The organism is Staphylococcus ureilyticus (genome assembly GCF_002902235.1).
GTDB lineage: Bacteria > Bacillota > Bacilli > Staphylococcales > Staphylococcaceae > Staphylococcus > Staphylococcus ureilyticus.
In genome coordinates this window covers 1-23,500 of sequence record NZ_PPRL01000004.1, presented here as the reverse complement: position 1 = coordinate 23,500, position 23,500 = coordinate 1, and the positions used below count along the sequence as shown (strand labels likewise).

Here is a 23,500-nt window from a genome sequence, read left to right as displayed (position 1 = left end):
AGCACATGGACTACATTATAATTGTGGCCCATGTGCTTTATTAGTAATTTTTTTATTTTTTTCTACTTTATCCATCCATTGTTTAACTGTATATAACGCTGTTTTCATTGCAAATGGTCTTGGTACATGATCTTCATCCATTTGATAAAATGTTTGATAAGTCGAGCCAATATATTTCAATTGTGTTTCCAAATAATAGGCTTGGTGAATCCCAACTTGTTTATCTTTACCACCATGTACAATAAGTATAGGTGGACTGTCGGCGTGTATATTAGCAATCGCATCCCTTTGCTTATATGCTGTTGCTTGTTTCTTTGGATGTCCGATCATCCTTCTCAACATACCTCTTAAATCTATTCTTTCTTCATACATGAGGTGAATATCAGACACACCACCCCAAATAATAAAACTTGTAACTGGTAAATCTTGAAATGTAAGCAGACCTTGTAATCCACCTCTGGAAAATCCTATCATATGAATATATGCATCAGGGTACATTGCATTTAATATTCGAACAGCCACGGTTACATCATTTAAATCCCTACCATAAAATTCATCTTTACCTTCACTACCATTGTTACCTCTATAATAAGGTCCAAATACAAGTGTTTGAACATCTGAAAATTGCATTAAACGTCCTGCTCTTACTTTACCAACTTGTCCTTTACCACCTCTCAAATATATAACTATTCTTTTTACACTTTTATGTGGTTGCATTAATAAACCTCTAACATTAATCTCATCCACTTCATAAGTGACTTCATCAACAATATGGTCAGGTACTTCTATCGGCATTCTTTTTCTGTGAATAAAATCCAAGCTCGATCACTCTCTCTAAACATTTTAAAATTGCAGCATCTTTCAATAAATAACTTTTATATGCTTCTGAAATATCTGAGATACTATTGAAAATTAATGGCCCATCAGTTTCTAAATAATCATTTTTCGTTTGTAATCGATCTACTTTAACCATGAAAACATCTTTTGTAAAAGGTGTGCCATTTTGACGATTAACACAATATTGAGCAATATAATGTCTATCTTTAAAATTAATAAGCGCTCCTGTTTCTTCAAACAATTCCCTATCACACGCTTGTACACTTGATTCCCCTGCTTCTCTTTTGCCACCAGGAAATTCTATACCTCTTATTTTATGTTTGGTAAAAAGCAATTGTCCTTGATATATTGGAATAACTAAGACATGGTCTGCATCTGGTATATCATTTTCATCTTTAAACGATAAAAAAACATCATCATTTTCTTTATCTTTAAACTTCACAAACATCAATCTCCCTTTATATGTGTTAAACTATCAATGCGATGTAAATTGTTGGAGGCAAAATTTTATGAAAAAAATCTTTCTAGGACTTATCTATATATATCAACATTTCATTTCTCCTATGACACCAGCTACATGTCGCTTTTACCCAACTTGTTCTGAATATACTAGAGAAGCAATAGAAGTTTTTGGCCCCTTTAAAGGTACTTGGTTAGGTGTTAAACGTATTTCAAAATGTCATCCACTCCACAAAGGGGGATTTGATCCAGTACCTTTAAAAAAAGATAAAAAGCATAAACATTAATCAATCTGCATTAAATGATCTTTGTTTACTAAAGGAGGTTCAAAATAAATTGAACCTCTTTTTAATATGCCTGAATGTGCTACAATATCATTTTCAAAATAATAACCTTGTGGTGTAATATCACTTGGATAAGTGGCATACCGTGCTAATAAAGCTGTAAAATAACGACTTAAACCATATTCATACATACCGCCAATGACAAATTTCACATCTTTTTGTTCCAATATTTCAATGATTTCCATCACTTTATCAATACCACCGAGCCTGAATGGTTTTAATACCACAACATCGATTTTATAATTTTCAATATAATATAAAATTGTTTTCAAAGATACTGCTTTCTCATCAATAGCTATAGGTGGTAATTCCGTATCTTTAAATTGATTTACTTTTTCTATATCTTTAAAAGGCTCTTCTAAATAAAGAATTTCACTGCTTGAAAGTAACATGATTTTCTCAACTTCGTTATCTCTAACAGATTCATTGGCATCAATGACAATTTGAGGTTTAAATAGCAATCTCTGCAATCGCTTAACATCTTCTAAAATCGTTTCCGACCATTTTATTTTTATGCGTTGTGGTTGTGTGACTTTTAAGTCATTAATTTGTTTATCCGTTAGGCCGCTAACCGTGGCACCATAAGGCACATTAAATGTCTCTAATTGGAAAAAAATTTGATAACAGGCCATCACAATCATACTTCGTGTAGCTGGATATTTTTCCAAACATTGAAGCGCGTTTTGAACTTCCGAAAAGCATTCAAACTCAATGTTTTTAAAAGATTCAAACCACTTTATTGTTTGGTCATAAACTACTTCTATCGTTTCATCATCATACCAGTCTGTTTCAAAAGCGTTACACTCTCCAAAATAATGTTTCTGCTTATCCGTAATAAATTCAATAATAAGTGCTTTACGCTTGTCCAATTTTACCTTAGGAGTAATAATTGAATGTTTAAAATTATTATTACAAATATAAAGTTTCATTTCGCTCAATTTCATAAATTTTCACGCCTAATTTTTTAAATGTTTTCTTTGTAGTTTACCAGTTGATGTATAAGGTAATTCTGTTACTTGTTTAAAATATTTTGGGATTTTATATTTCGCTATATGTGATTTAAAATGTTCGATTAATGTTTCATTGGATAATTTTGTTTTTGAAACATAATATAAATAAGGTACTTCCCCCCACGTGCTGTCATGCTCACCGATACACATTGCATCAGTAATTGATTCGTGTAGTTTTGCTACAGATTCTAATTGATATGGATATATGTTTTCGCCACCGCTAATGATCAAATCTTTACGTCTATCATAAATCATTACATATCCATCATCATCTATTTCAGCAATATCTCCCGTTTTAAAATAACCATTTTCAAACGTATCTATTAAATCTTCAGGATATAGGTATCCATTCATAACATTGTCGCCTTTGATAAGCAGTTCTCCATGTCCTTGGTTATTCGGTTCTTTTATTTTCACAAAAACATTTTCACTTGGTTTTCCGACGGTATCATAACGCTCAGCTAACATACTTGGCGATGCTGTTAAAAATTGGGAACATGTTTCAGTCATTCCGAATGAATTGTAAATCGGCAATCCTAATTTCAAAGCATTTTCAATCAATGTACTAGAAAGCTTAGCCCCGCCTAACAATATCTTTTGAATATTATACGGTTGAGTCAACCCTTCATCCATTAACCATTTTAAAGTTTGAGGAACCAATGATACATGCGTTGGTAATTCTTTTTCTATTATTTCAAGCATCCTTTGTGAATTGAACTTCGCTGCAATACGTACTGTAAAACCTTGAATCAGCGCTCTTAATATGACACTTAATCCAGAAATATGATAAATAGGTAACACAGATAACCATCTTGTGTCTTGATTAAACCCTAGACTTTGTTTACAACCCAGTGCACTTGCATAATGGTTGCCAAATGTTTGAGGAACAGCTTTTTGTGGTCCTGTTGTTCCAGAAGTAAACATAATAGAAGCAATTTGATTCATATTGAATATAGCTTCATAAGTGTTATTAGAAACTTCACGTTTCAATACATCAAAATCAATTATGGCTATATCTTGTAACGTTAAATTGGTAGTAGTAATTACTGTATCAGTTTCAATAGAATGCAACTGGTTTTGTATTTCTTCTTTGGTTAAACGCGTGTTTAACATCACGATTTCAACACCTGCTAACCACAACGCATTAATCAAAGTAATAGATTCAATATGATTTTCTATATATATTCCTATACGCTTTTTCTTCAACTGTTTTATTTGATAAGCTAAACGGCTTGCTTCGTAATACATTGAAGCAAACGTGATTTTATTAAGACCATCATCAATAAATACTTTATTTCCATTTTGTTTTGCTTGCGTTTTCAACCAAAATTCCAATCTGTCATTCCTCCATCTCAAAGACTATTATAACGTTTTTACTTTGATTTAACAGTGTTGGTGCATTTTATTAGTTTCTATTACCGTAAATACATATTTATACTATTTGTTTACATTTCTTTTGTAAAATAGTCAAAATTTAAGTTGTATGCGATGAATTTTGGTGATATGATAATAAAAATGACTTCGTTTCAACTAATTATAAACACATAAACAAAACATGATCTGTAAAAGGACTCTTCATTATCATAATAGATTATTAAGGCATCAGAGGTTCGAATCCCACACTCTTCGTTTACTTACACCATATTAGATAAGAAGAAAGATAAACGTTTTTATTTATATATATGATGAAGGAGATCACAATAAAATGAAATTTATTAAATACGAAATTGAGCAAGGCTTGTACTACGACCTCATAACGATATATGCAAAAACAAACAAAAATACACCGTTCCATTTCACTTTTTCAGAAAGCCATACTCTAAAAGAAATAAGAGATAAATTAGAAGATATTGCAATTAAAATTGACAAACAATAATATTTGTTTAACGCAATCATCAAATAACGAAAAATCGTTACACTTATAATAAATAGAACGATGTCCTAAGATGGCTCATAATCCCTTAATCACAAAATCAAATATTAGAAATTAAGACGCAGTTTGCTCCCTAAGTTATTGTATAACAATAACTTAGAAAACATCAAAATTCATCTATAGTATCCAACAAAGTTATCGATAAATATAAAACCCGTTATACCAACGTTTTAAATAACGATGTATAACGGGTTTTATAGAATTAACGGAGAGTGAGGGATTCGAACCCTCGAGACGCTTTTGGCGCCTACACACTTTCCAGGCGTGCTCCTTCGGCCAACTCGGACAACTCTCCAATATAGAATTAAAAAAACAGAAGCGATATTTCACTTCTGTTTGTATGACCCCGACGGGACTCGAACCCGTGTTACCGCCGTGAAAGGGCGGTGTCTTAACCGCTTGACCACGGGGCCATGGCTCCACAGGTAGGACTCGAACCTACGACCGATCGGTTAACAGCCGATAGCTCTACCACTGAGCTACTGTGGATTAATTTGAATGGAGCGGGTGATGGGAATCGAACCCACAACATCAGCTTGGAAGGCTGAGGTTTTGCCATTAAACTACACCCGCTTGATAACGATTATGGGGCGGTTGATGGGAATCGAACCCACGAATGTCGGAACCACAATCCGATGCGTTAACCACTTCGCCACAACCGCCAAAAATAAAATGGTTCAGGACAGAGTCGAACTGCCGACACATGGAGCTTCAATCCATTGCTCTACCAACTGAGCTACTGAACCTTAATGGTAAATCAATAATGGCGGTCTCGACGGGAATCGAACCCGCGATCTCCTGCGTGACAGGCAGGCGTGTTAACCGCTACACTACGAGACCAAACTATGTAATTGCGGGAGGCGGATTCGAACCACCGACCTTCGGGTTATGAGCCCGACGAGCTACCGAACTGCTCCATCCCGCGTTAATATTATTAATGACGCCTACCTATTAAATATACCATAATATCATTACAAAATCAACATTATTTTAAAATTAATTTACAAATAATTAATTTATAATTAAAAATTAAATGTCATAATGAGTGGTTAAGCTCCCCTCATTTCTGAATACTTATTTAGTATATTAACTTTTGTAGCTTTCGTCAATGCTTTCATTAAAGTATTTTGTGTAAAAAAGGAATATAACTATAATATTATAATTTTAGTTAAGAAATGACACATATTTGTTTATTTTTATAGCTTACCCATATTTACTTAAAATATAAGTAAGCTATAAAGACTGTTCATTTTATAATTGAAATATAAAACTTATTTCCCCGTATTGTGCTGTATAATTATAGACCGTCGTATGTTTATTCAATCTATTTACTCATGATACCCATCATTTTACTTTGTAAATTTGTAAATGTCGTGAAACCATCATCTTCCATGAAGTGTCCTCCAAAATCAGTAATTTTACATTTGCCATTCAATTCATCCATTAAACGCTTTGTTTCTTTGTAAGAAACATGTTTATCGTCTTTTGCACACAAACCATAAAATTCATTCACTTTTTCTTTAACTTTATCATAGTTAATGATTTTATCATCTAATTTCAACGACTCATCAATCTCTTGTGCATCCTCTTTGAAACCTGAGATACTGAATAAACCTTCAATATTGTTTATGTTTTTATTTTGAATAAATTCAAGTGAAGCAATTGTACCAAAACCATGAGTTACAAAATAGGTATCCTGTTTACGTATATGGATCTGTTCATTCATAACATTGAGCCATTTGCGTATATCACTATTTTGTTCTTTCGGAATGTTAAAAAGTGTAACTACGTAACCTTCTAATGTAAGGTTATTTGCTAACCATTCATACCAATGATTCGTTGAATCACCTAATTTTGAATGTACTATTACTATATCTGTCATAAATCAATCCCCCGTTTACAAATATTACTTTTAAAGTATCTCATATATTTCACCAGTATTGTAAGTTTCAACTTAGTAAAAAAAGCCAATTCTACAATAACTAAAAATTAACAAAGTAGAAAATGACTTTTTTATTATTTATTTAGATTTCATCTAAAATCTCTTCAACCGCTTCTTTTCCTTGCTTTATGCAATCAGGTAACCCAACAGCCTCAAATGACGCACCAGTAATACGTAATCTAGGATAATTATGTCTTATATGCGATTGTATCAATTTAATTTGTTCAATATGTCCTACTTGATATTGAGGCATACTTTTAGGTAAACGATTTACAATACTAAAATCAGGCGAACCTTTAAAGGTCATCATTTTACTCAAATCATTTTTCACGATTTTCACGAGTTCTTCATCTGTATGATCGTCAACTACCGTATCACCTGGTTTACCAACATAAGCTCTAATTAACACTTTACCTTCAGGTGTTGTAAATGGCCATTTCTTACTTGTCCAAGTACAAGCCGTGATATTCGTATCGCTTGTACGAGCAATAACGAATCCTGTGCCATCATAATTGTTGATGATATTTGCCTCGTCAAATGCAAGTACGACTGTTGCTACTGTTGTAGAATCCATGTTTTTAAAATAATCAAAAGCAGGATCATTACCAAACCATTGTAAGAAATTTTGATGTGGCGTTGTAACTAAGACACTATCATAGATGCGCTTCTCATTGACTGTTTTAATTTCATATTTTTTCTGTGACGCTGTAATATCTTTAACAGCAGTTTGATATTTAATATTAACACCTTTTGCCACCAAATCGTCTCTTAAACATTCTATAAATGAACTCAACCCATGTCTAAATTGCTTAAATTGTCCTTTAGGTGCGCCTGGATAAAGTTCACGTTGTTTTATTCTTTGCGCCTTCTCATATCGCATTCCTTTAATAAGGCTACCAAATTGTTCTTCTCTTTCTTTAAACTCAGGGAAAGTACTCATTAAACTAAGCTCGTCAATATTTGTGCCATAAATACCACCCATTAATGGTTCTATTAGATTTTCTAGCACTTCGTCACCTAACCGCGTTCTAAAAAATTCACCAACCGACATATCGTTATCCATATCTATAGTTTTTTTAAACAAATCCATTCCAGCTCTTAACTTACCCAATGGAGAAATTAATTTGGTTTTGAGAAATGGTTTGATGTCGGTCGGTATTCCTAAAATAGAACCGCCTGGAATCGGATAGAGTTTATTTTTAGCATATATATACGATTGCCCAGTTTTATTAGTAATGAGTTGATCTTCAAGTCCTATATCTTTGGCTATCTCTGTCATAATTTGTTTTCGTCCTAAATAAGATTCTGGACCTAATTCAATGGTATAGCCTTCATTACGATATGTTTGTATTTTCCCGCCTGCTCTATTAGAAGATTCATAAATTGTGACATCGATGTCAGGTCTTTTTGATTTTATAAAATATGCACTGGATAAGCCTGTGATGCCTGCCCCAATAATTGCGATACTCTTAGTCAATGTGATTCACGCTTCCTTTAATAAACATTTTTAATTTCATCTACGATTGCACCAATAAATAGTGAATCTGTATTAGGCATTGCTGGACGGAAGTAATTAACGCCTAATTCATCACAAATTATTTTGCATTCATAATCATTATCATATAATACTTCCAAATGTTCACATACAAAGCCTACAGGCGTATAAATAAAGTTTTTATAATTATATTTTTCGAATAAGTTTCTAGTTAAATCTTGAACGTCAGGGCCTAACCAAGGTGTCCCAGTATTACCTTCTGATTGCCACCCTTCAGCAACGTGAGTAATGTTTGATTTAGCTTTTAATAATTCAGCAGTATCATGCAATTCATTCGGATATGGGTCATTATTTTTTTCTATAAGTCCTTTAGGTAAACTGTGTGCTGATACTACTAAGACTGTTTCATCATGTTCTTCTTTTGGTATTTGCTCTAAAGTTTCATTTACCTTTTCAGTCCAGTATTGGATGAATTTTGGTTGTTGGTAATAATGTTCAACATGGTTTAACGTAATACCATATTTATCCGCTTCTTCTTGTGCACGCTTATTATAGGAACCCACTGAAAAGCTTGAATAATGTGGTGCTAATACCACAGTAACAGCTTCATCTATGCCTTCTTTATTCATTGCCTTTACAGCATCTTCAATAAACGGATGGATGTGTTTCAAACCAATGTACAACTTGAACTCAACATCAGTATATTGATTATTCAACTCTGAACATAATGCCTCAGCTTGTCGATTCGTAGTTCCCGCAAGTGGTGATAAACCGCCAATAAATTTATATCTATCTTTTAAGTCTTGCAATTCTGCTTCTGTAGGTTTTTTCCCATGTCTAATATCTGTGTAATAAGCTTCTATGTCACTTTCTTTATAAGGTGTACCATAAGCCATTACTAGTAAGCCTACTGTTTTTGCCATTTTAAAATCATCCTTTTATTTAAATTTTTAAGATGTAGATGACATAATTAAATGTAAATCTTGTTCACCTTTTGTATGTCTAACTATCTTTGAGTATATTCGTGAACAAACGTAGTAATTCTTTTTAAAGTTTCGGGTTTAACTTGTGGAAAAACACCATGTCCTAAATTAAATATATGTTTACCATGTGCTAAGCCCTCATCTAAAATAGGTTTTAATCGCGCTTCTATAACTTCCCAAGGTGCTAATAGTAAAGATGGATCTAAATTCCCTTGTAATGTTTTAGTAATATTTAAATCATTAGCTTCTTTAATAGACAGTCTCCAATCTAGACCTAATACATCTATTGGTAAATCATTCCATTCATGTACTAAATGACTTGCACCCACACCAAATAAAATCACGGGTACATCGTATTTCGCCTTAATTCCATTAATTAACTTTTTCATTGCTGGTTTTATATAATATCTGTAATCTTGAACGTTTAATGCACCAACCCAAGAATCAAATACTTGTATGATTTCTGCACCAGCTTCTATTTGAGCTGTCGTATAAGTAATAGACATATCGACTAAATGATCCATAAGCGCAAACCAAGTTGCTTCGTCACTATACATCATTGCCTTTGTAAAATTATAATTCTTAGAAGGCCCACCTTCAATCATATAGCTTGCTAAGGTAAAAGGAGCGCCAGTAAAACCAATCAATGGCACATTCAATTTTTCTTCAGTTAATAATTTAATCGTGTCTAATACATATGGAACATCTCGTTTCGGATCAATATTCCCTAATTTTTCAACATCTTGTATATTTTTAATGGTATTATGAATTACTGGTCCTATCCCGGACTTAATTTCTACGTCCACCCCTATCGGTTGCAATGGGGTCATGATATCTTTGTATAAAACCGCAGCGTCCGTATTATAATTATCTACTGGTAAATGTGTTACGTATGCACATAATTCTGGCTGGTGTGTAATTTCAAATAAAGAGTATTGCTCTTTCAGTTTTCTATATTCAGGCTGTGATCTACCAGCTTGACGCATAAACCACACAGGTGTGTGCTTAACTTCTTTGCCCCTAATCATATCTAGGATTGTATTATTTTTATTATGCACCTTGTAATCCTCCTACATTATAATCATTCTTATTAATATTACCATATCCACTAATTTCCCGTATTCAATCAATAGAAATGTCATAAAAAAGACAAAGTGTGTTACTTTGTTATTCTTAATTATTTGACTATTGTTTTCTAACAGAAATCAATTATAATACTGTTAAAGTCTATTTTATATTTATTTGAAATATTAGAAGTATATATAGTAAATTATAATAGTTATGCAATGTTTCTTAAACAATTCAAGGGGGAAAACTTATGAAAATTTACGCATCTTACGGTACATTTGGTTATTTAAATCAAATTAGACTGAATAATCCGACACATCATCTACTACAATTTTCAGCTTCCGATTCTTCAGTTATTATAGAAGAAACAGAAGGTGAAACGGTTTTAAAACACCCGCTGGCTTATGACATCATTAAGTCTGAAGGGAATTTAGATGAAAATTACTTCTATTCTGTTATTTTTATACCAACATCAGAGGATCATGCATATCAATTAGAAAAGAAATTAGAAAATGTCACAACTGATTTCAAACAATTTGCAGGTTATAGAAGTTATCGCTTTTTAAAACCAAACCAAGGGTTAACATATAAAATTTATTTTGGCTTTAATAGTCGTACAGATTACGAAGATTTCAAAGCGTCTGCCGTTTTCCAAGACAACTTTGATAAACTTGCACTAAGCCAATTCTTTGGTTCTAGTGGTCAACATTCTAGTTACTTTGAAAGATATTTATTCCCAATTGATGACTATTAAATAAAAATCGCTACTCATAATTAGCATTAAGCTAAAACTTGAGTAGCGATTTTTTAATCTGTTAGCAAACTTTCTTGATATTTCAATTTTTTAGTTATATTTCTAATCGTCAACCATCCTACAAGAAAGAATATCAATCCAAAGAAACTATATTGTGGGAGAATAATAGCAAAAGTAACAATAAATATCACGCCTATAAAACACATTAATCTATTTAAAAATTGTTCATACCCTTTTATCACTTTACTATCAGATACCGGCCAAACTTGTGGCCATAAACCATATGCTTGTTGTGTATAAAATTGAGCCATTTGTAACAATATAATATACATAAATAGACTACCAATTAATAAAACTACGATGACTTGATGTAACCATATCATCATAACTAAAGCTATAATAATCAATCGTAATATAATATTAAATGCGTCTTTACCTCTAGCAAAACTTCTAATAAATAAATAAAGATACATATAGTTTTCATTAAATTTTTTAGGTTTCGGTTTCCACAATAACGGATCTAAATAACTTCTCCTTACTGCTTTCTCTTCTAATTGTTTTACATCCGTAAACATATTTACAAATTTATAATAATTCATATGATGTTGTTGTTCTGTATTAATCATATGCTCCCATGGGAACAAATAGTCTTTGTTTAAATATCTTATTAACAGAGTCAGAGCAACAAGTATAATAACTGAAAAAATACTTGAGATATTTTTAGGATCTAAGGCTACATAATAACCAGATGTAAATATCACAAACAAAATGCTAAATAAAGACCAACGTTCAAGACGAAATTTATACCACTGCCATTTTAATAATAAACCTAAGAGCGGAAATATAATTGCTAGTCCAGCAAAGATAATATAAAATCCAAACGTTTTGTTATTAAGCACATAAAATAATGGAAATAATATAATAATTAATAATATTTGTATAGGTAATCTAGTAACATAACTATACAGCAAACTTTTTTTCATATATTCAAACATATGTTTTTCAAATGGCAAGAGAAATAATTTATCTGCATCTTTCAATAAAGTCCTAATTGGGAACATGGAAGTAATGGCTGTGATTATACTAGCAATTAACGAATAATTAATATGTTTAGGCATTGATTTCAACCAATCTCCATAACCTAAAATAAATGCACCTAATAAAATCACAAGAAATACAGAAAAATGACCATTAAATATAAACTTATTATAATAACTTTTCTCTTTTGTGATTTGTTGTTTCCTTAAATCAAATAATTGTTTAGCTTGCTGTCTCATGAGTTCTGGCCACCTTGAGTAACATGTATATAGATTTCATCTAAAGTTTTACCACTTAGCCCTGTTTGTTCTCTTAATTCATCTATATTACCGAATGCTACGATTTGACCTTTGTCCATTATTAAAAATCTGTCACAGTATTTTTCGGCCGTTGCCAAAATATGTGTACTCATCAATACAGTTCTGTTCTCTTCTTTTTTCTCGACCATTAAATCAAGCATAGATTGTATACCTAAAGGATCTAATCCTAAAAATGGCTCGTCAATGATATATAGTTCTGGATCCACAATAAATGCACAAATAATCATTACTTTTTGTTTCATACCTTTAGAAAAATGACTCGGAAATATATCTAACTCATTTTCTAACCTAAATGTTTTTAATAATGGATTTGCTCTTTTCATAGCTTCTTCTTTATCAATATTATACGCCATTGCAGTCATGTTAATATGTTCTTGCAACGTTAATTCATCATATATGACTGGTGCTTCCGGAATATATGACAACTTACGTCTATAAGCTTCTACATCTTGTTTGATATCAATATCTGAAATTGTTAACCGCCCTTCCATCGGCGTTAATAAGCCTAACATATGTTTAATAGTGGTACTCTTCCCAGCACCATTCAAACCTATCAGTCCAACAATTTCTCCTTTTTTTAATTCAAAATTTATATCTTTTATCACAGGTCTTTTGCCATAACCGCCTGTTAAATGCTCTACTTTTACTGTCATAAGGCACCTCCACAAATAGTATTGTATCAAAAATCAAACATTGTTCATAAAGTTACTTCAAAAAATGACGGAATTTAATCAGTAATGCTATAATAGTTACTAAACATCTGACAAGGAGTGAAAATTTATGTCTGAAACAATCTTTAGTAAAATAATTAATGGTGAAATTCCTAGTTATAAGGTATATGAAGATGAATATGTTTATGCATTTTTAGACATCTCTCAAGTGACCAAAGGTCATACTTTATTAGTTCCTAAAAAAGTTTCTGCAAATATCTTTGAAACGGATAGTGAAACAATGAAACATATAGGCGTTGCTTTACCTAAAGTAGCAAACGCAATCAAAAAAGCATTTAACCCTGATGGTCTAAATATTATACAAAATAATGGTGAATTTGCCGATCAATCTGTCTTCCATTTACATTTTCATCTGTTACCAAGATATGAAAATGAAGTAGATGGTTTTGGTTATAAATGGGAAACACATGAAGAAAGCATAGGCGATGAACAAAAGAAAAAAATTGCACAAGAAATTGCAGCACAATTTAATTAATTATGCTTACCTGATATGATAAAGGGTATATTAAAAATATTAATGACTCAGAAATTTTAGAAATGAGGAGAATTTTTATGAAAACAGCTCAATTATTACTAGGTCTTGGTGCTGGTGTTGCAACTGGAATTGGTGTTGCATTAATGAATCGTGATAAGAAAAATTCAAACCAATTTGAGACAGAAGCGCGCAGACCTACGGGTGCTGAATCTGAATTTGATAAAGAAATCAACACTATAAAGCAAAATGTCAATGATATTGTAAATTACATTTCACAAATCAAATCAGAAAGTACTGAAATTGGCAGTACTATTGGTGATGAAGTGAAAACGATGATTGGTGATTTTAAATCTGATATCGATCCTAATATTGAAAATTTGCAATCCCATATTGAAAATTTACAAAATCGTGGCGAAGAAATTTCAAAAGCATTTGAAAAAGACAAATAATTAACTCAATTAACTAAGAGTTATAACTCACTTGAAAACCTGAGTTATAACTCTTTTCTTTATTACAATAAAAACATCTATGCCTTTAAAATGATACTGAATTAAAAAATATATAGTACTCTCATCTTTCTTTGATTAAGAACTATAATGTCCTTACATTATAGTGTTTTGAGAACTTTTCAAACTCTAAAATTAACTTAAAGTTAAACTTGACGACTGTAAGAATACGTTAGATAATACGAAAGTATATTCAATAAATTTTAAAAAGGAGTATGATTGCGTAATGTATTTATGTACACGTCAAATAGATATTAACGCTCGTTTTGGCATACCTAGAATTGCTTTCCTTAGTTTTGTTACTACAATTATCACATTTTTAATTGCATACGAACTTTTATACTTCTTTTCAAATACCAAATTAACAGACGACCACTTTTTAATATTTTTAATTTTAGTAGTGCTTTTGTACCCTTTACATAAATTAATCCACTTATTGTTTTTCTATCCCTATCGTAAGTCATTTAAAAAATACAAATTAGTAAAACATAAGTCTGTGCCTTTTTATAATGTGTATGTAAATACACCTGTTAATAAATATTATTTTTGTTTTGATTTAATCACGCCAGCTTTATTTATAACGATTGTTTGCACATTTATAAGTACTATCATCCCTCAATATGGTCATTATTTAATGTTTTTAATTGCTTTGAATTTAGGTTATTCGGTTATGGATTTTCTTTATTTAAAGATCATATTATTTTCAAATGAAGGTGCTTATGTTGAAGAACATCAAACTGGTATTAATATTTTAAACAAAGTATCACCCTATACGAATCATGAACTTGATTAAGCAAACAGCAATGTTTGCTTTTTTTATTCGCTCTTTTTCATATAAAATGGTTACAACTATAGTCGTATATATTAGGTTTCTAATTGGTGAAAACGACTTTATATGTTATATTTACGTTGTTATTCTTACAAAAGGAGTTCCCAATCATGAAAACATTTAAAAAAGTTATAATTCCTGTTACTGCTAGTGCATTATTATTAGGTGCTTGTGGTAATAGCGCTACAGATTCTAAAGAAGATACAATTATTTCATCAAAAGCTGGCGATGTTAAAGTTGAAGATGTAATGGATAAAATGGGTGATGAGCAAGTTGCAAACACATCTTTTTCTATATTATTAAATAAATTGTTAGCAGATAAGTATAAAGATAAAATAGACACGAAAGATATTGATAAAGAAGTTGAAAAAGAACAAAAACAATACGGTGGCAAAGATCAATTTGAAAGTATGTTAAAACAACAAAAAATGTCACTTAGTGACTATAAAGAGCAAAAAAAATTACAATCATATCAAAAGGCACTACTGAACGATAAAGTGAATATTTCTGATAAAGAAATTAAAGAATCTACTAAAAAAGGTTCGCATATTTTAATTAAAGTTAAAGAGAATAAAGATGACAAAGAAGGTTTATCAGATAAAGATGCAAAAGCAAAAGCAGAAAAAATCCAAAAACAAGTATCAGAAAATCCTGACAAATTTGGAGAAATTGCCAAAAAAGAATCAATGGATAAATCTTCGGCTAAAAAAGATGGTAGCTTAGGATATGTTATCAAAGGACAAATGGAAAAAGATTTTGAAAAGGCGCTCTTCAAACTTAAAGAAGGCGACGTTTCAAAAGTAGTTAAAACAGATTATGGTTACCATATTATTAAAGCAGATAAAGAAAATGACTTTGATAAAGAAAAAGGTAAGCTAAAATCGCAATTAATCCAACAAAAAGTACAAAAAAGTCCTAAATTACTAACAGACGCTTATAAAGAACTGTTAGATGAATACAAAGTAGATTATAAAGATAGAGATATTAAAAAAGCTATTGAAGATTCCATTCTAGACCCAGATAAAATTAAACAGCAACAACAGCAACAGCAACAACAGCAAGCGATGCAACAAGGTGGAGCTGGTATGACCTCTGGACAATAGAATCATAATTCACAATTAAACAAGGCAAATGCTAATTTCTAGGGCATTTGCCTTGTTTTTTTATCAATGAAACTAACTTATATTTACTTATTAATTATGCTTGGATACATATTTTTCGAGACGAATGTATTTTATCTCTTGCGCTGATATATAGCACAGTATAAACTCATATTCACTCTACTTACATCAAGTCAGTCGATGCTCATGAATAAAAACGATTATCTCATCCCTACTTCTACTTCTTACCTTCTAATACGACATATTAATTGTAAATAATCACGGTCAGAAACGAATGATTTTACATATAAAAAAGACTAATCCACGCTAATGAACTGCTCCCTTCAAAGTAGACATTTAAAAATGTAAACTTTGAAGGGAGCATATCAAAATTTGGATTAGTCCTTTACTTTCAAAATGTTTCAATTTTATTTTTTTAAGCGTATATTTTCCGTATCGCTTAATCTAAAGATGTTGGATTGTAAAATTGTCTACCCTCAAGCCCAAAAATACGTTCAGTAAATTGACCTTTTGGCGTTTTCTTATATGCTTTTTCAAACATATTCATTTTTGCATCAATGTTATCGATGAAAAACAAAATTTCTGCCTCTTTCATATGTGGTAGTTTCGGAGAGCCAAATTCCATTTTTCCATGATGTGCTAAAATCATGTGACGCAGTAATAATACCTCTTCACCTTCTATATTTAATTCTCGTGCAGCATCTGCTACTTCATCACTGGCAATAGAGATGTGGCCCAGCAAATTACCTTCAACCGTATATGTTGTTGCAACAGGACCACTTAATTCTTTAACTTTACCTAGGTCATGTAAAATAATAGAACTATATAATAAACTGCGGTTTAAAAGTGGATATATATCACAAATAGATTTTGCGACACGTAACATTGTTAATACATGATAACTTAACCCACTTGAAAAATTATGATGATGTGTACTTGCTGCAGGAAATGTAAAAAATTCTGTTTGATATTTACGCAATAAATGTCTTGTAATGCGTTGTAAATTTGCATTTTCAATCTCTAACATATAATGAGAGACTTCTTCTTTGATTTCTTCTGGTGTGAGTGGCGCGCCGTCTACGAAATCATGTATGTTTAAATCTGCTTCATCTGAAGCTAATTTAATTTTATTAATTTTCATCTGTTTACGACCACGATAATTAATAACATCACCAATAACGTGTACGATTTTTTCTGGTTCTAAAACACGCATATCTTCCTTAGTAGCAGTCCATAATTTGGCTTCGATGTCCCCACTTTTATCTTGAAGATATATCGTCATATAGTCTTTTCCTTGAGCAGTTACGCCTTGTGTCGCTTTATGAATCAAGAAATAGTGATCAACTGAATCTCCAGGATTTAATTTTTCTACATTTCTCATTATTTACCGCCTTCCTCAGGTTTATTCAAAGTAATAATTTGTTTTGAAGGCACACTTGTATCTTTGACACATGTAAAGTATAAAATTTGATAATCATTAGGCATTTGTCTTAGATAATTCATCATCGTTTCTTTTCTATGTTTATCAAAATGTACAAATGCATCATCAATAATTACAGGGAATGGATAGTAAGGTTTTAATGTTTTAATTAAGCTTAATCGCAATGCGATATATAGTATTTCTTTAGTAGACTGGCTTAATTCAATTGGTTCGTACATTTGACCATTCACTTGTTTTACCATTAAATCTTCATTCGCATAAGTTACTTGTACATAATTTCCATTTGTTAAATGTGCAAAGATTTCTGTTGCTTCATTTATCACTTGTGGTAAACGCTTATCTTTAATTTGTTTAATATGTCCTTCCACTAAAGATTGTAAGTAACTAAGACTTGCCCAATCTTTTGCTTCATCATTCACTCTATTTTTCAAAATATGGAACTTATGACGTAAATCCGCTAACGTTTTGTCTGTTTCCATATCCGTGATTTTAGCTTTTAAATCACTGACTTCTGACTGCATTTCTAAATATTGATCATTATAATGATCAACTTGTCTTTCTAACACTTCATCTTCTTCAGATAGTTGAGCATATGTTTTTTGACTCAGCATAGAACTAGCTTCGTAATTATAATTTTGGTTTTCTAGATATTTCGTTAAATCATTAAATCGGTTTAATTGTTGATGATAAGCCTGATATTGAGCATGCTGATGATAATACGATTCTTCATCATTTGCACTTACAAAGTTAAATAACTGTGATATCACATTATTATTCTCATGTAAGCGATGTTTAAGCTGTGATAATTCACTTTCTATTAATGTGATTTGTTCTTGATTCCTATTCCATTTATCTAAATTAGTTGTTTCTTCTTTTAACCATTGATTTACGTCATGAAATAAAGATAATGTGTTGAAAGAAGTAAATTGATTTTGGGTTACTGCTTTTGCATGTTCATAAAATGTATCTAATGCCTGTTGTAACTCAATTTTTTGCTCGTTCAATTCAACAGTATGATTGTCATAATCCTTAATTTTATTCATCGTCGCAATACTATCAATAATGAGTTCGTCTGAAATTTTATCAGATAAATGTAATTCATCTTTAATTTGGTTGATCTCATTCTCTGACTTTGAGTATTGTTGTTGTGCAGATTCTAAATTGGAAGATAAATAATTTGCTTTTTTATCTAATGCCTCTTTCGTTTTAATAGCATTATGGAATTGCTCGCGAATTCTATTTTGATCATCTAAATCAAAGTCCAAATTATAATTGGCTTCTAAATCATTAATTTGGTGTTGCAAATCTTCAATTTCATTAGAAAATGTTTCACTATGCCCAATCTCTTTCGTTTTAACTAAGAAGATACCCACGATAAATACAAGAGATAGTAATGCAAATACAATACCAAAGACCAAATTAGCTGAAATAAATGAAAAGATAGTTAATCCAACACCAACAACTGCTAATATAACGAATGCAAATCGAAAAATATTTTGTTTACGTTCATTTTCTTGTTGTTCTTTATCAAAAGCTTCTTTCATTTTTTGATATAAATTATTCTTCTCTTGTAGTTCGAATACACGATTGTTATATTGTTTTTTCTTTTCATAGTTTTCATCAGACACAATATCTTTTTCCAATGCATTCATCTCAGTTTGATTTGTTTCTTTATCAATTTTATTTTCTTCAATATTGCGTTCTAATTGTTGAATAAAAGCAGTCTGTTCTTGCTTATTTTTAATTTGATCGCTTACATGACTCTTCATTGCCTCTGAACTGTCGACTTCATGGTATACATCTTGCCATCCAATATTAGATTTCAAGCCTGATTTTTCACGTTCTTTATCTTGAATTTCTTTTTTAACTGATTTTAATTCGTATTCTTTTTGTTTAATTTCATTTTCTTGTTGTTGTATATGGTTAAAAGCATCAATATCAGATTGCTTAGGTACATTGATTTTTTCGTTTTCGCTTTTCAAGTGTGCTAATCGCTCTTCTCTTAAGCCAATATCTCTTTTTAAATTTTGTGTTTGAATTTTTGCAGATTCATAGCGATCGATGCCTTGTTCAGGAAATGTGACAGGTTCTATATTTAATTGGGTTTCCAATGTTTTCCATTCTTGTGTTTGCTCATGTAAAGCTAATTCCTTTTGTTTACGATCATGCATTTTAGACAATTGGTTTAAATTCTGTTTCAAATTTTCTAAGCGTCGATCTGCTTTATCTTTATCGTCTACTAAACGTTTGTAAGATGACAATTTTTCTTCTTCTTCTCGAATTTGTCGCTCTAATGACTTCAATTCTTCAAGCTGTTGGTTAATAATTGGATTTCTGCCATTTTTCTTATATAGCGCTTCTTTTTTATCATTCAAAATCTCACGCATGCTAGTAAATTCTGTTGATCCTAATGCACCAGCCTGGAGTAAATAGTTTTGTAATTGTTTTTCATCCATATTTTTATGAATATTTTGTAGGCCTAAGACATCAAATGAAAATATACCTTGATATGTACGCTTTGAGATAAAATTAAGTTCTTTCTTTAACCAGCTTTCATCTTTAATGGCACCATTCGGTAGATAAACTTTAACGTCTCCAGTTGCTGCACCTTTGATACGTTCAATTTCTATCAAAGAACCATCATCTTGAATCAATGTAAGTTTCCCGCCGTATTGATTGCCTAAACGTGGCTCTAGTCGTGGTTCATTTTCTTTCTTAGTTGGAAACCCAAAAAGAATGGAATGTATAAATGCCTGTATCGTAGACTTACCTGACTCATTTTCCCCATAAATTTCTGTAAAATTTTCATCAAACTGAATAGATCTTTGAATGAATCTACCATAACCATATATATCTAATGATTTAATCTTCACTTTACTCCCCCCTCATATCTGACTTTAATAATAATTCAGCGCGTTTAATTAATTCTCGACGATCAAAATCATCATAATTTTCTAGGTATTTGGAAGCTTTTGGATTAAGATATAAATCATTCATAGCTAACTCATAAACTGAATTATCTTCTATCAAATCTGCTGAAAATTCTTTGACAAGGGTCGTTTTATCATCATCTTTATTCTTTATATTCAGATCTTCTATAAACACAAAATTATGCTCATTTTCTTCATATTCACTAATCATTTCATGCACTTGCATTAAATCTTGATCAGAAATAATTTCATCTGAATTAACATTTACTACTAATTGATAAATTGCTTTACCTTCAGCTCTAACGTGTGATTTAAAATCTTGTATTGCGTCAAACAACCCCTGTTTTGAAGTCATGTTTGTATCTATTTCAGCCTTTTCAAAACGAATAAACTGTGTTGGCACAAATTTAGCATTTAGATGTAAATCATCACCCTCTACTAATAGGCAACCTTTTTCTCCAGTTTCTTTGAAATGACGACCTTGAATATTACCTGGATAATGAATTTGAGGCATATCGCTTAGTTGTTGTCGCTCGTGTATATGACCAAGTGCCCAATAATGATAAAGTTTATTGTTTAAATCTTCTAATCTAAATTCAGTATATCGGTCTTTTGTGTTCGTTTTGCTATATGTACCATGCAAAATACCTATGTGAATACCTTTTTGACCTTGACTTGACGGATAGGCATCAAGTTTATTTTCATAGCTCGCTTCATTTTGATAACTGAAACCATGTAAATATATTTCTTCACCGTTTTTAGTAATTGTTTGATATGTTTCTACATTTTCAGAAAAAACCGAAACGTTATCTGGCCACTCAGTTCCTATAGATGAAGATAATGGATCATGATTACCATGACAAAGATAAACAAATATTTGTTCTTTTGCCAGTCTTTCAAATTGCTCTTTTAAGAACACATCAGCACGGAGGGTTCTGTTATGACTATCAAATAAATCCCCTGCTATAATCATAAAATCTACTTCTTCATTTAACGCTAAATCCACGATTTTTTTGAAACTTTCATATGCGCTTTTTTGCATATCTTCAAATATCGATTGACTTAAGTAGCTTCTAGACTTAAATGGACTGTCTAAATGTAAATCTGCACAATGAATAAATTTAACCATATATTTATAGTTCTCCTTTATTTAAAGGTTTTTATAAAAAGCATGAAAAACAGGCATTGATATTAAGACTTAAAAAATGGACTAACACCTATGTACACGCTAATACCTCGTATCTCTTTATTTTACCACACCGACTATTGTACAGTCGATAAAACAAAAAAGCTGAAACATAAATAAATGTCTCAGCTTTAAATTCAATATTAACCATGATTCATTGAATAAAACATGAACGATTATCCAGCAATTAAAGAATTCATTTATTGGCATCAATTCTTTTGTATGTCATTTCTCAATATATTGAGTTTATCATACATATGCTTGAATAAAAGTATATATATTCCTTCAAACTATGAATGTTGCCATATATTAATTTCGAAAATCATTATATGGCAACACATTAAATATTTTTAAATTTTTATAAGAACTTTAGATTACTTTTAAAAATAAACATTCTGATTAATTAATTAGTCAGCGTAAATTTCATCTAATGGTTTAACAATGATTTGATTAATTTCTTGGAATACTTGGCTCATGTTTTGCTCAGCAGCCATTAATTCTGAAATGTTAGAATCATTTTCGATTTTTTGTGCTTGTTCTTGAGCTTTTTGTAATTCCTCTTCACCAATTTCTTCACCTTGCATTTGTTTTTGTTGGAAGTTTAATTGTGTTTCACGGAATTCATCAAAAAGTGCTTTTGATTCATCATTTTCTTTTACTTTAGCATAAGCTTTTTGAATTGCTTGATATTCATCACTTTCTCTTAAAGCTTGTTCTAATTGATTTGCATGATCGTATAAATTTACTGCCACTGTGCTTCACTCCTTTATTTGTATATGTGTTATAACCACATCGATATTACAATAACATAATTTAATATGTTATACAAAAATTGCAATTACACCTTGTAATAAACCTATGATGCCGCCTAATAAAAAGCCTAAAAGCATAATTAATTTCAACTCTTTATTTGCGATATCTATGATTAAACGTTCAATATATGCTAAATCAAATGAATTTATTTGTTCTTCAACCATTTGTCTTAGGTTAACTTTTTTCATGATTGGAGAAATATGCTTAGATCCTTTATCAATAATTAATTCCGTAAGTTGTTTTGAAATTTTTGTTTCTAAGAATGTTATAAATTCTGGCATTACTTCTTTCAATGGTCGATTCGATATACTATCTATGTTTGCATAGTTTATTAGTAAATCGGTAACCGTTACCTTAAGCGAGTCGAATTGATCTTCATTGATGACATCTACTAACGCTTTTGATTTAAATGTAGCGTATTCATTTTCAATAATCTGTTTTGCAATTGCTTTAGCTTTGGGGTGATTTGTTAATCTAATCAATTCATGTTGTATTCGATCTGCAATACTTTCTCTTGTCATAAACATCTGTAGCAAACCTACGATTTTACCTTTCTCATTAAAGAAAGTATCTAACATAGATGCTATATCAGCAGCACCTTTTTCTGATTTAAGATAGACGCGTGCGCGTTCAAACAATAACTCAGGCACCCCATCTACCTTTGCATCAATATTTTCTTCAATATCTGAAGGAATCATTTGTTTTATAGTGGTTTCTTTATGTTCAGCATAATATTGTTCTAATTTATTATTGATAACTGAATACATTTTATCATTAGTAACCTGTACAACATCAACATCGAAACTTTTCGTCAACGATTGAATCGTCACATGCTCTGTTTTTAATTTTTGAATCTGTTTTAAGATTAATGATTCGATTGCTTCTCTTGATTTAGGTGCATTTAATTTTGACTTAATTAACGTTTCAGTCAATAAGTGTTCTTCAATAACTTGTCCAATTTTATCTGCAATTTCTGCTCTTCTTTTAGGTATTAACCCAGGTGTAAAAGGAATACGTTTATTAAAAATATAGTAGGTTTTAAACGGATGAAATAACATTCTTACAGCAATTACATTTGTGACGCCACCTATTATTGCTCCAATAATCATCATCGCTATAATTATTAAAAAAGCGTGCATAGTTAATTCTCCTTCAAATAAAATTTGTTATAAACTGAAGGTACATTCATATCAGTCATTTTTACATTGTATAACATATATCAAAAAAATGTGTATACTATTTGTTATTTCCTAAACAAAGTTGTTTGCATGCATGGACTGCTAGT

At 31.0% G+C, this 23,500-nt stretch carries 22 protein-coding genes and 8 tRNA genes; 7 read left to right on the top strand and 23 right to left on the bottom strand.

The window, feature by feature from the left end:
- Window positions 1-15 precede the first annotated feature (15 nt).
- Together CD150_RS00480 and ytkD are read right to left on the bottom strand one after the other, a co-directional pair.
- Entirely contained in the window at window positions 16-819 is an 804-nt protein-coding gene (locus CD150_RS00480) for an alpha/beta hydrolase family protein (protein WP_174894777.1), read from the bottom strand.
- Window positions 776-1,285, bottom strand: a complete 510-nt coding sequence (ytkD, locus tag CD150_RS00475) for an RNA deprotection pyrophosphohydrolase (RefSeq protein WP_064208801.1) — start codon at window positions 1,283-1,285, stop codon at window positions 776-778. The genes CD150_RS00480 and ytkD overlap by 44 nt, the downstream gene beginning before the upstream one ends.
- A gap of 61 nt (window positions 1,286-1,346) precedes the next feature.
- On the opposite strand from ytkD, the gene yidD reads away from it, so the two are divergent.
- Window positions 1,347-1,583 carry a membrane protein insertion efficiency factor YidD gene (gene yidD, locus CD150_RS00470; protein WP_064208800.1) on the top strand — a complete coding sequence of 79 codons (237 nt, stop codon included), beginning with the start codon at window positions 1,347-1,349 and terminating at the stop codon, window positions 1,581-1,583.
- Here the strand turns inward: yidD and menC are convergent.
- Entirely contained in the window at window positions 1,580-2,584 is a 1,005-nt protein-coding gene (gene menC, locus CD150_RS00465) for an o-succinylbenzoate synthase (RefSeq protein WP_103161242.1), read from the bottom strand. The genes yidD and menC overlap by 4 nt on opposite strands.
- A gap of 12 nt (window positions 2,585-2,596) precedes the next feature.
- A complete protein-coding gene (gene menE, locus CD150_RS00460; protein WP_073341605.1) occupies window positions 2,597-3,985 on the bottom strand; it encodes an o-succinylbenzoate--CoA ligase in 1,389 nt (462 codons plus the stop codon).
- Window positions 3,986-4,355: 370 nt separating this feature from the next.
- On the opposite strand from menE, the gene CD150_RS13310 reads away from it, so the two are divergent.
- Window positions 4,356-4,526 carry a hypothetical protein gene (locus tag CD150_RS13310; RefSeq protein ID WP_164987238.1) on the top strand — a complete coding sequence of 57 codons (171 nt, stop codon included), beginning with the start codon at window positions 4,356-4,358 and terminating at the stop codon, window positions 4,524-4,526.
- A 263-nt stretch (window positions 4,527-4,789) separates the two neighbouring features.
- On the opposite strand, the gene CD150_RS00455 is transcribed toward CD150_RS13310, so the two are convergent.
- From CD150_RS00455 to hemE, 12 genes are all read right to left on the bottom strand, one after another.
- Window positions 4,790-4,878 (bottom strand) — tRNA-Ser (locus CD150_RS00455).
- A 46-nt stretch (window positions 4,879-4,924) separates the two neighbouring features.
- Window positions 4,925-4,996: transfer RNA gene (locus CD150_RS00450), tRNA-Glu, on the bottom strand.
- 1 nt (window position 4,997) lies between these two features.
- Window positions 4,998-5,072: transfer RNA gene (locus tag CD150_RS00445), tRNA-Asn, on the bottom strand.
- Window positions 5,073-5,082: 10 nt separating this feature from the next.
- Window positions 5,083-5,156: transfer RNA gene (locus tag CD150_RS00440), tRNA-Gly, on the bottom strand.
- Between the two features lie 13 nt (window positions 5,157-5,169).
- Window positions 5,170-5,245: transfer RNA gene (locus CD150_RS00435), tRNA-His, on the bottom strand.
- An 11-nt stretch (window positions 5,246-5,256) separates the two neighbouring features.
- Window positions 5,257-5,329: transfer RNA gene (locus CD150_RS00430), tRNA-Phe, on the bottom strand.
- A gap of 18 nt (window positions 5,330-5,347) precedes the next feature.
- Window positions 5,348-5,423: transfer RNA gene (locus tag CD150_RS00425), tRNA-Asp, on the bottom strand.
- An 11-nt stretch (window positions 5,424-5,434) separates the two neighbouring features.
- Window positions 5,435-5,508, bottom strand: a tRNA-Met gene (locus CD150_RS00420).
- A 399-nt stretch (window positions 5,509-5,907) separates the two neighbouring features.
- Entirely contained in the window at window positions 5,908-6,465 is a 558-nt protein-coding gene (locus CD150_RS00415) for an alpha/beta hydrolase (RefSeq protein ID WP_046207612.1), read from the bottom strand.
- Between the two features lie 142 nt (window positions 6,466-6,607).
- Window positions 6,608-8,002: a protoporphyrinogen oxidase gene (gene hemY / locus CD150_RS00410; protein WP_073341603.1), complete on the bottom strand. Its 1,395-nt coding sequence runs from the start codon at window positions 8,000-8,002 to the stop codon at window positions 6,608-6,610.
- Window positions 8,003-8,019: 17 nt separating this feature from the next.
- Window positions 8,020-8,943: a ferrochelatase gene (gene hemH / locus CD150_RS00405; RefSeq protein WP_046207614.1), complete on the bottom strand. Its 924-nt coding sequence runs from the start codon at window positions 8,941-8,943 to the stop codon at window positions 8,020-8,022.
- Window positions 8,944-9,026: 83 nt separating this feature from the next.
- On the bottom strand, window positions 9,027-10,061 hold the full coding sequence (hemE, locus tag CD150_RS00400; RefSeq protein WP_073341601.1) for a uroporphyrinogen decarboxylase: 1,035 nt from the start codon (window positions 10,059-10,061) through the stop codon (window positions 9,027-9,029).
- 260 nt (window positions 10,062-10,321) lie between these two features.
- On the opposite strand from hemE, the gene CD150_RS00395 reads away from it, so the two are divergent.
- The gene (locus CD150_RS00395) at window positions 10,322-10,825 is read left to right on the top strand and encodes a signal transduction protein TRAP (RefSeq protein ID WP_073341598.1); all 504 of its coding nucleotides are present in this window, start codon (window positions 10,322-10,324) and stop codon (window positions 10,823-10,825) included.
- Window positions 10,826-10,878: 53 nt separating this feature from the next.
- On the opposite strand, the gene ecsB is transcribed toward CD150_RS00395, so the two are convergent.
- Both ecsB and ecsA read right to left on the bottom strand, forming a co-directional pair.
- A complete protein-coding gene (gene ecsB / locus CD150_RS00390; protein WP_073341596.1) occupies window positions 10,879-12,102 on the bottom strand; it encodes an ABC transporter permease EcsB in 1,224 nt (407 codons plus the stop codon).
- A complete protein-coding gene (gene ecsA / locus CD150_RS00385; RefSeq protein ID WP_073341593.1) occupies window positions 12,099-12,836 on the bottom strand; it encodes an ABC transporter ATP-binding protein EcsA in 738 nt (245 codons plus the stop codon). The genes ecsB and ecsA overlap by 4 nt, the downstream gene beginning before the upstream one ends.
- Before the next feature lie 127 nt (window positions 12,837-12,963).
- Here ecsA and CD150_RS00380 point away from each other — a divergent pair, with 127 nt between their 5' ends.
- The 4 genes from CD150_RS00380 (at window position 12,964) to prsA (ending at window position 15,827) form a co-directional block, all read left to right on the top strand.
- Window positions 12,964-13,389, top strand: coding sequence for an HIT family protein (locus CD150_RS00380; protein ID WP_046207619.1), 426 nt, complete (start codon window positions 12,964-12,966; stop codon window positions 13,387-13,389).
- Between the two features lie 77 nt (window positions 13,390-13,466).
- Window positions 13,467-13,838, top strand: a complete 372-nt coding sequence (locus CD150_RS00375; protein WP_046207620.1) for a YtxH domain-containing protein — start codon at window positions 13,467-13,469, stop codon at window positions 13,836-13,838.
- A gap of 283 nt (window positions 13,839-14,121) precedes the next feature.
- Window positions 14,122-14,688: a DUF3267 domain-containing protein gene (locus CD150_RS00370; RefSeq protein ID WP_103161241.1), complete on the top strand. Its 567-nt coding sequence runs from the start codon at window positions 14,122-14,124 to the stop codon at window positions 14,686-14,688.
- A 146-nt stretch (window positions 14,689-14,834) separates the two neighbouring features.
- Window positions 14,835-15,827, top strand: a complete 993-nt coding sequence (gene prsA / locus CD150_RS00365; RefSeq protein WP_046207622.1) for a peptidylprolyl isomerase PrsA — start codon at window positions 14,835-14,837, stop codon at window positions 15,825-15,827.
- Window positions 15,828-16,284: 457 nt separating this feature from the next.
- On the opposite strand, the gene yhaM is transcribed toward prsA, so the two are convergent.
- From yhaM to CD150_RS00340, 5 genes are all read right to left on the bottom strand, one after another.
- Entirely contained in the window at window positions 16,285-17,226 is a 942-nt protein-coding gene (gene yhaM / locus CD150_RS00360; protein ID WP_046207623.1) for a 3'-5' exoribonuclease YhaM, read from the bottom strand.
- On the bottom strand, window positions 17,226-20,159 hold the full coding sequence (locus CD150_RS00355) for an ATP-binding protein (RefSeq protein WP_073341589.1): 2,934 nt from the start codon (window positions 20,157-20,159) through the stop codon (window positions 17,226-17,228). The genes yhaM and CD150_RS00355 overlap by 1 nt, the downstream gene beginning before the upstream one ends.
- Window position 20,160: 1 nt before the next feature.
- Complete coding sequence (locus tag CD150_RS00350) at window positions 20,161-21,345, bottom strand: metallophosphoesterase family protein (protein ID WP_103161240.1); 1,185 nt, start codon at window positions 21,343-21,345, stop codon at window positions 20,161-20,163.
- A 464-nt stretch (window positions 21,346-21,809) separates the two neighbouring features.
- Entirely contained in the window at window positions 21,810-22,154 is a 345-nt protein-coding gene (locus tag CD150_RS00345; protein ID WP_019468127.1) for a YlbF/YmcA family competence regulator, read from the bottom strand.
- 69 nt (window positions 22,155-22,223) lie between these two features.
- Window positions 22,224-23,354: a DUF445 domain-containing protein gene (locus CD150_RS00340; RefSeq protein WP_073341584.1), complete on the bottom strand. Its 1,131-nt coding sequence runs from the start codon at window positions 23,352-23,354 to the stop codon at window positions 22,224-22,226.
- Window positions 23,355-23,500 lie beyond the last annotated feature (146 nt).